Consider the following 8,209-nt stretch of genomic DNA (forward strand, 5'->3'; position numbering starts at 1 on the left):
TCGAAAGGGCGAGATCTCGAAAGGTGGGATGGTGGGATGAGGATCGAAGGCGGCGCGAGGTCCGAACGCGGCGCGAAGTCCGAACGCCGCACGTGCCGTGACGGAACGGAAGGTCAGTCCGGCACCTTGATCCGGGAGGCGCCGCAGGAGGCGCGGACCACCAGCCGGGGCTGGATCTCCACGCGGTGGCAGAGCGCGTCGTCACCCGCCTCCATCCGGCGCAGCAGGAGCTGGGCGGCCAGCGCGCCCACCTCGGACTTGGGCGGCGAGACCGCGGTGAGCGGCACGTCGCCGACCTCCGCGACCTCGTCGTCGTAGGCGACGACCGCGAGGTCGTCCGGCACCGTCAGCCCTTGCCGCCGCGCCTCGACCACCAGGGCGGCGGCGTCCCGGTCGCCGTGGCAGAAGACGGCCGTGACGCCCGCGGCAGCGCAGCAGCGCACGTACGCGGCGATCTCCGCGCCCGTCCACACCTCCCGCCGGTCCACCGCGTCGTCGACGGCGTCGAGCCCGAGCAGCGCCGTGGCGTCGTCGAAGCCCTGGGCGACGAACGCCGACGTGCCGGTGCGCAACCTGCCCAGGTGCCCCACCCGCCGGTGGCCCAGGCCACGCAGGTGCCGCAGGGCGAGACAGACGCCGCCACCATGGTCGGTGCCCACATATGACGTGGGGTCGTCCGGCTCCGGCGCCGAGGGTCTGCGCTCCACCAGGACGTAGGGAAGCGGGAGGTCCCGCAGGTCGTCGACATAGCCTTGCGGGTCGGTCATGAGGTGCAGGTTCGGCACCAGCAGCAGGCCCTGCACGCCGCTGTCCCGTATCGCCCGCAACTCGTCCCGCTCGATGGCGAGATCGTACTTGGACGAGGCGAGGACGACGCCGACGCCCGCGTCCCGCAACACCCGCTGGATCCCGTCCACGACCCGCGGGTAGTAGTACGTCGTGGACGGGACGAGCACACCGATGAGCCGGCGGCCCACCGGTGCCGCCGCCGATGTGCCGGCGGACGACTCCGCCACCGGCATGACGAAGGTACCCGCGCCCTGACGACGCTGGACGAGGCCCTTGTCGACCAGTTCCCCAACGGCCCGGCGAACCGTATTGATGCTCACCGACAGCGTTTCGGCCAGCTCCCGCTCGACAGGAAGCTGGGTGCCCGGGGCCCAGAGGCCGTTCTCGATGTTCATGCGCAGCCGCTTCGCGATGTGCAGGTATTTGGGACCCCGAAGGAATGAATTGTTCTTCCCTGCCGACTTCATTCTGGGAGATTGCGCCAAACATTCTCTTGCGTCAACTAGATGGCGATGCTTTTCTGGCTGAAGCGACAAGAAAAGAGAATTCATTCCTTAAAAGGGAATGAATTTTGACGCGGGAGACGTGATGAGTGAATTGCTGACCGGGCTCCGGGATCTCCAGGAGGAACTCGGCCGGCCGGGGCTCGACTTGGTGGCCGAGGCCCGTTCCTGGCCCGGTGACGTGCTGGTCCTGGGCGCGGGTGGGAAGACCGGCTCCGGTATCGCGGACATGGCCCGTCGTGCGCTCGTCAGCGCCGGCCGTACGGACGCCCGGGTGCTCGCGGTGTCCCGGTGGACGGACCCGGCGGCACGCGAGCAACTCGCGGCGCGCGGAGTCGAGACGGTCACCGCCGACCTGTCCGACCCGGACGCCCTGGCCGCACTGCCGGACGCCGGCACGGTGATCCACCTGGTCGGCGCCAAGTTCGGCACCGCCACCGCACCCGAGCAGGCGTGGCTGACCAACACGGTGCTGCCCGACCACGTCGCCCGGCGCTGGCCCGGAGCCCGGATCGTCGCCCTGTCCACGGGCAACGTGTACGGGATGACCGCCCCCGTCACCGGCGGCTCCCTGGAGAGCGACACGCCCCGGCCGGAGGGCGACTACGCCCTCACCTGCCTCGGCCGCGAACGGGTCTTCACCCACGCCGCCCGCACTCGGGACACCCCCGTCGCCCTGATCCGCCTCAACTACGCCGTCGAGCCCCGCTACGGCGTGCTCGCCGACCTCGCCCGCACCCTGCTCGCCGGACGCCCCGTCGACCTGGGCACCGGTGCCGTCAACGTCGTCTGGCAGCGCTACGCCAACGAGGTCGTCCTGCGCAGCATCGAACACGCCCGCGGCGGGGCGCCCTTCCTCCTGAACCTCACCGGACCGGAGACCGCCGGCGTCCGTACGCTCGCCCTGCGGCTGGCCGAACGCCTCGGCGTGAAGGCCGAGTTCACCGGGGAGCCACCCGGCACCAGCCTGCTCAGCGACGCCACCGCCTGCCACGCGCTGTTCGGTTACCCGGACCGCACCCTCGGGCAGCTCATCGATCTGCAGGCGGCCTGGCTGCGCGCGGGCAACGAACTATGGGACAAACCAACCAAGTTCGAGCGCAGGGACGGTCGCTTCTGATGCCGCCGACCCTGCCCCCGGCCACCGCCGAACTTCTGCACCGAGGGACCGTCATCCCTGCCCACCCCCTGGCCCTGCACGCCGACCGCACCCTGGACGAGCGTCGCCAGCGCGCCCTGACCCGCTACTACGTGGCGGCCGGTGCCGGGGGTGTGGCCGTCGGTGTCCACACCACCCAGTTCGCCGTCCGGGACCACGGACTGCTGCGCGCCGTGCTCGAACTCGCGTCCCAGGAAGTGAGCCGTGCCGTCGGGGACCGGCCCTTCCTGCGGATCGCCGGGGTCTGCGGGCCCGTACGGCAGGCCGTCCAGGAGGCCCACACCGCCCGCGAGGTGGGCTACGACGCTGTCCTCGTCTCACCCGCCGGACTGCCCGAGGCGGACCTTGGCGCGCTCCTGGACCGCAGCGCCGCCATCGGCGAGGTGCTGCCCGTGATCGGCTTCTACCTCCAGGAGGCCGTGGGCGGCCGCTATCTGCCCCGCGCGTACTGGCGGCGGCTGGCCGACCAGGAGTCGACCGTCGCCGTCAAGGCCGCTCCGTTCGACCGGTACCGCACCCTGGAACTCGTCCAGGGCATCGCCGCCTCCGACCGCGGCGGCGACGTGGCCCTGTACACCGGCAACGACGACGCCATCGTGGCCGACCTGCTCACTCCGTACCACGTGTCCGGCCCCGCGGGCCCGGTCGTGCGCCACTTCGCCGGCGGGCTCCTCGGGCACTGGGCGGTGTGGACCCGCTCCGCGGTGCGGCTTCTCGACGACGTCCACGCCGCCCGCGCCGGCGACCCGGCCGCCCGGCGGCGCGCCCTGGCCCGGCTGACCGGTGACACCGACGCCAACGCGGCCGTCTACGACGTGCGCGGCGGCTTCGCCGGCTGTATCGCGGGCGTCCACGAAGTGCTGCGCCGCCAGGGCCTGTTGGCCGGCACCTGGTGCCTGGACCCCGCGGAGGGTCTCTCGCCCGGCCAGGCAGAGGAGATCGCCCGCGTACACGCCGCTCACCCCTGGCTCCGAGAGGAGGACGCGTTCGTCACGGACGGCCTGCCCCACTGGCTGCCGTGATCCCCACCTTTCGCATCACCCTCCACATCGCAACCTCCATCAACCCCATCAGTCGCCATCGCCGGGACACGCACCGGAAACCGGAAAGAGGAACGATGAAGACGAAGACGAAGACCATGCTCCTGACCGGCGCCGCCACCAGCGTGCTCGCCACCCTCAGCCTGGCCCCGCAGGCCGCCGCCGAACGCACCGGCGAGTCCCACTCGACCGCGGCCTTGCGGCCGATCGACTTCGAGCGGCCGGCCGCGGGCTCCCCCTACACGCCGTCCGAGTGGGCCAAGGACGGATGGGACGTTTCCAACGGCTACACGCCCCTGGGCTTTGACACCCGTACGCGCGTCGACAGCGGCACCCCCGCCCACAGCGGCGACAAGTCGATGCGCGTCTTCTACCCCAAGGGGAAGATAGGCCCCGAGGACTCAGGTGCCATCGCGCCGTTCGCCGTTCCCAAGGCGCGCGAGTACTACCTGTCGTTCTGGGTGAAGTTCAGCAAGGACTTCAGCTGGGGCACCACCGAGTTCGCGGGCAAGGTCGGCGTCGGCCTCGCGGGTGGCAAAGCCTGCTCCGGCGGACAACCGTGCGACGGCACCAACGGCTTCACCTCCCGGCCGATCTGGTCCCACGACAACGGCACGGCGGCCGTGTACTACTACAGCATGGGGCACGAGGGCCAGTACGGGGACGACGTGGTCCTCCAGAAGAACGGCGCCGACATCAAGTGGCCCAAGGACAAGTGGGTCAACGTCGTCCAGCGCCTGAAGGTCAACACCGTCACGGGCGGGCAGGCGAACCCCGACGGCGAGATCGAGATCTTCTACAACGGCGAGTCCGCCGCCAAGAAGACCGGCCTGCGCTTCGTCAGCAACGGCGACCAGATCGACAAGGCGTACTTCTCCAGCTTCGCCGGCGGGGCCACCACCGAGTTCGCCCCGGTCAACGACAGCTACATGTGGTTCGACGACATCAAGGTGTCCACCGACCGGGCGGACATCTGCGAGCTGAGCAGCTGTTCCTGACGCACTTCACCGTTCCTGACCCACCCCACCGACCGTGCCGGGAGGCCCCAGCGGCCTCCCGGCACCCCGCCACGCCATGCCCCGCCACGCCACGCCACGCCGTGCCCCGCCCCGCGCCGCCACGCCCCGCACCGGGAGAACCTCCTTGCCCACCACCCCGTTCCCCGCCCCCCGTTCGCTCACCACCCACCCCGGCGGCGCCCCCGCCGACGCCCCGGTGACCACGACCCTCGACCCCGCGCTACCCGCCCAGGGCTATCGCCTGCGCACCGGCCCGGAAGGCGTGAGCGTCCACCACCGGGACCCGGCCGGGCTGCGCTACGCCCTGCGGACGCTCGACCAGCTGCGGGCCGCCCCCGACTTCCCCGAGACCGGCTACGACATCTCGGACCACCCCGACTTCGAGCGCCGCGGCTTCATGCTCGACATCAGCCGGGACCGCGTGCCCACCCGCCGCACCCTGGCCCGCTGGGTGGAAATCCTCTCCCTGGCCCGCTTCAACCAGTTCGAGCTCTACACCGAGCACACCTACGCCTTCGCCGATCACCAGCAGGTCTGGCAGGACGCCTCCCCGCTCACCGCCGACGACCTGCGCTGGCTCGACGCACGCTGTACCGCGGCCGGCATCGACCTGGTGGTGAACCAGAACACCTTCGGGCACATGGAACGCTTTCTCGCCCACCCGCCGTACGCGCACCGCGCCGAGAACCCCGACGGCTTCGAGCGCGGCGGCGCCCACCGCCCGCCGAGCACTCTCGCCCCCACCCTCGACAACGCCGGCTTCGCGCACAGCCTGCTCATGGAGGTCACCGCCCATGTCCGCGCCAGGCGCCTGAACATCGGCGCCGACGAGCCCTTCGAGCTGGGCACCGGCCGGTCCCGGGACCGGGCGCGCCGCGACGGCCTGGGCACGGTCTACTTCGACTACGTCACCACGGTGCTGCGGCCCTGGCTGGACGCCGGCTACACCGTGCAGTTCTGGGCCGACGTCTTCGCCGGCCACCCCGAACTGCTGGACCAAGTGCCGCCCGGCGCGATACCCGTGATCTGGCAGTACGACGCGCCACAGCACGCCGTGGAGGTCATGGACGCCCACAGCGCGGAGGCCGACGCCTGGCAGCGGCGCGGCACCGACCTCAACCGCCTGCGCGACGGATTCGCCGCCCATGGCAAGCTCCTCGCAGACGCCAGGATCCCCTACTGGGTGGCGCCCGGCGCCGGCAACTGGAACGGCATCCTCGGCCGCCTCGACAATGCCGTGGAGAACATGGTGGACGCCGCCGAGGCGGGTCTGGCGCACGGCGCCTCGGGCTACCTGCTCACCTCCTGGGGCGACAACGGCATGTGGGACCCGCCATCCGTCGCCTTCGGCCCCGCCGTGTTCGGCGGTGCGGCGAGCTGGTGCCTGGACACCAACCGGGGCCTCGACCTCGGCGCCGTCCTCGACGACCACGTGCTGCTGGACGCGGCCGGGCTCGCCGGGAGCGTCCTGGAGCGCCTGGGCGGGGTGTACCGGCTGTTCGGAATCCCGCTCCTGAACGGGTCGCCCGTCGCGCGGGCGCTGTTCCCCGACCCCTCGCTGCCGCTGCCGGACCTGCCGACACCCGCCGCCCTGGACGTGACCGCGGATGCCCTGGCGCAGAGCCGCCTCGATCTGGCCGCCACCGACCTGGCCGCGGCCGACGGCGACCTCGTCGTGCGCGAACTCCTGCACGCGATCGACCTCGCGGAGTTCGCCGTGGACGTTCTGCGGGCCCGTGCGGCGGTCGGAGCAGGGGCCGACGCGATCCCCGCCGACACCGCACGCCGACTGCTGCTGCGCCTTCCCCCGCTGCTCGCCGAGCAGCGTGCGTGCTGGCTGCTGCGCTCGCGTCCCGGCGGCCTCGACGACAGCTTGACGCGGATCGACCCACTGCGCCACCAACTGCTGCGGGCGGCACACCGATGACGTATACACCCACGGCACCGGACGCCGAGGAGTGGCTGGACGTCCTCGGCCGGCAGGAGGCCGCAGATGACGTCCCCGACCCCGAGCCCATGCCACCCGACGAGGCCCGCCGCCGTATGCGGCTCCTCGCCGTCCCCACCGGGGACCACGATCCGGTCCTGGCGACACTGCCGGACCCGGAGCGCGCCCCCGACCGGTGGCGGGCACTGCTCCACTGCCACCGGACCCTGTTTGCCAGGTCCGCGCCCGCGCCGCGGGAGACGGCCTGGCCCGACGCGCCCGCCGCGCTCGGGGAAGCCGGACGCTACTTCTACGTCCACCTGTACCTGCTGGCACTGCCGTCGGCCCTGGAGCGGCAGCGCCGCCTCGGCGTCCCCGACGACATCGTCGCCGCCACCTTCGCCGACGTCGGCGCCAAGATGACCACGTACCGCCTCGCCCACCGCACCGGCGGCTTCGACCGGCAGCGGTGGGTGATGCGGCACTTCCGCGGCACACTGCACCGACTCGGGCGCCTGCAGTTCGAGCGCACCACGCTGGACACAGCGGCGCTCGGCGGCCCGCCCGGACCGGAGGGGCCCGCGGACGGCGAACGGGTCCTGGACGTGCACATCCCCGGCGACGGGCCGCTGACCCCGGCCCGGTGCGACGCGTCGCTGCGGGCCGCGCGGGACTTCTTCACACGGCACTTCCCCGACGAGCCCGCCCGATTCGCCACGTGCAGTTCCTGGCTCCTGGACGACCAGCTCGCCGCGCACCTCCGGCCGGAGGCGAACATCCTCCGCTTCCAGCGACGGTTCACCCGCTTCGGCAGCCGATGCATCGGTGACGACGATGTCCTGGAATTCGTCTTCCACGTCCCGCCCGGTACGACCGACCTCGACCGGCTGCCGCGGCGAACCTCCCTGCAGCGCGCCATCGTGGGCCACCTGCGGTCTGGGGGCCACTGGCGGCTCAACCACGGCTGGACCTCCCTGCCCTAAGGCGTCAGAGGAAGGTCTGCCGGTACTCCCGGACTCCAATAGGCGGACCGTCTCGCCGAACGACTCGGCAGCGGGAGGCTAGGAGCATGGGCACGAGCTGAGCCGTCAGATCCGTGACACCGTCAGGCAAGAGCTGACAGCGTGCGGCATGCGGGCGCGGTCTGCTGCACCTGGTGTCCTGGGATCGGCGTACCACGGCGGGCGGAGTCCGACACCAGGCTACGGGTGCCGAATATTGCCCGTGGGGGTCAAGGGGTCGCAGGTTCAAATTCTGTCGTCCCGACGGTGTGACCAGCGGGTTTGTCAGTGATGACAGGCCCGCTGATTGCGTTCGTGTGACACGTGATGGCGATGTGATGACAACCGGTGAACGCTGAGGCGCCACCGCCACGGTGCCCCTGGCCAGGGGCACCGCAGTAGAGAGAATCCCAAGCGGGAGCAGGGCGGACAAAAGGTTCAGGCCGCCCGCTGTTCTGACGCTCCGCCAGGGTCGCCGGTGGCGTGTTTGCGGTCGGCGCGTTCCAGGGCTGTGTCGATGGCGGTGACGGCGTCGCGGGCGGCGTGGGGGAGCAGGTGACCGTAGAGGTTGACGGTGGTGGCCAGCGTCGAGTGGCGCAGGGTCTTGGAGACCACGGCCAGCGGCACCCGTGAGCTGATCATGATGGTGGCGGCGGTGTGTCGCAGGTCGTGCACGCCGATCCGTAGCAGGCCGAGCTCGGCGGCGCGCCACCGCAGCTCGACCAGCACCCCCTGTGGACGCAGCGGTGAGCCGTCCGGGTGGCAGAAGGC

7 protein-coding genes are annotated in these 8,209 nt (G+C 71.6%); 5 read left to right on the forward strand and 2 right to left on the reverse strand.

Annotated features, from left to right (window positions below):
* Positions 1-113: 113 nt before the first annotated feature.
* Positions 114-1,256: a GntR family transcriptional regulator gene (locus tag JK364_RS53555; RefSeq protein ID WP_201858741.1), complete on the reverse strand. Its 1,143-nt coding sequence runs from the start codon at positions 1,254-1,256 to the stop codon at positions 114-116.
* 121 nt (positions 1,257-1,377) lie between these two features.
* On the opposite strand from JK364_RS53555, the gene JK364_RS53560 reads away from it, so the two are divergent.
* The 5 genes from JK364_RS53560 to JK364_RS53580 all read left to right on the forward strand — a co-directional run bounded on the left by JK364_RS53560 (position 1,378) and on the right by JK364_RS53580 (position 7,420).
* Positions 1,378-2,412 (forward strand): NAD-dependent epimerase/dehydratase family protein, encoded by a 1,035-nt coding sequence (locus JK364_RS53560; RefSeq protein ID WP_201858742.1) that lies wholly within the window; start codon positions 1,378-1,380, stop codon positions 2,410-2,412.
* Positions 2,412-3,473, forward strand: coding sequence for a dihydrodipicolinate synthase family protein (locus tag JK364_RS53565; RefSeq protein WP_201858743.1), 1,062 nt, complete (start codon positions 2,412-2,414; stop codon positions 3,471-3,473). Before JK364_RS53560 ends, JK364_RS53565 begins: the two co-directional genes overlap by 1 nt.
* 95 nt (positions 3,474-3,568) lie before the next feature.
* Positions 3,569-4,489, forward strand: coding sequence for a polysaccharide lyase (locus JK364_RS53570; RefSeq protein WP_201858744.1), 921 nt, complete (start codon positions 3,569-3,571; stop codon positions 4,487-4,489).
* Between the two features lie 145 nt (positions 4,490-4,634).
* Entirely contained in the window at positions 4,635-6,437 is a 1,803-nt protein-coding gene (locus JK364_RS53575) for a glycoside hydrolase family 20 zincin-like fold domain-containing protein (RefSeq protein ID WP_201858745.1), read from the forward strand.
* A complete protein-coding gene (locus JK364_RS53580) occupies positions 6,434-7,420 on the forward strand; it encodes an acyltransferase domain-containing protein (protein WP_201858746.1) in 987 nt (328 codons plus the stop codon). Before JK364_RS53575 ends, JK364_RS53580 begins: the two co-directional genes overlap by 4 nt.
* A gap of 456 nt (positions 7,421-7,876) precedes the next feature.
* Here JK364_RS53580 and JK364_RS53585 read toward each other — a convergent pair.
* Positions 7,877-8,209: tyrosine-type recombinase/integrase (locus JK364_RS53585; RefSeq protein ID WP_201858747.1), on the reverse strand; the 333-nt coding region annotated here is incomplete at its 5' end.

The sequence above is a fragment of the Streptomyces endocoffeicus genome (assembly GCF_016741935.1).
Classification (GTDB): Bacteria; Actinomycetota; Actinomycetes; order Streptomycetales; family Streptomycetaceae; genus Streptomyces; species Streptomyces endocoffeicus.

Coding starts and splice junctions, on each gene's coding strand:
- JK364_RS53555 (WP_201858741.1), bottom strand. CDS start 1,256: ATGAAGTCGGCAGGGAAGAACAATTCATTCCTTCGGGGTCCCAAATAC.
- JK364_RS53560 (WP_201858742.1), top strand. CDS start 1,378: ATGAGTGAATTGCTGACCGGGCTCCGGGATCTCCAGGAGGAACTCGGC.
- JK364_RS53565 (WP_201858743.1), top strand. CDS start 2,412: ATGCCGCCGACCCTGCCCCCGGCCACCGCCGAACTTCTGCACCGAGGG.
- JK364_RS53570 (WP_201858744.1), top strand. CDS start 3,569: ATGAAGACGAAGACGAAGACCATGCTCCTGACCGGCGCCGCCACCAGC.
- JK364_RS53580 (WP_201858746.1), top strand. CDS start 6,434: ATGACGTATACACCCACGGCACCGGACGCCGAGGAGTGGCTGGACGTC.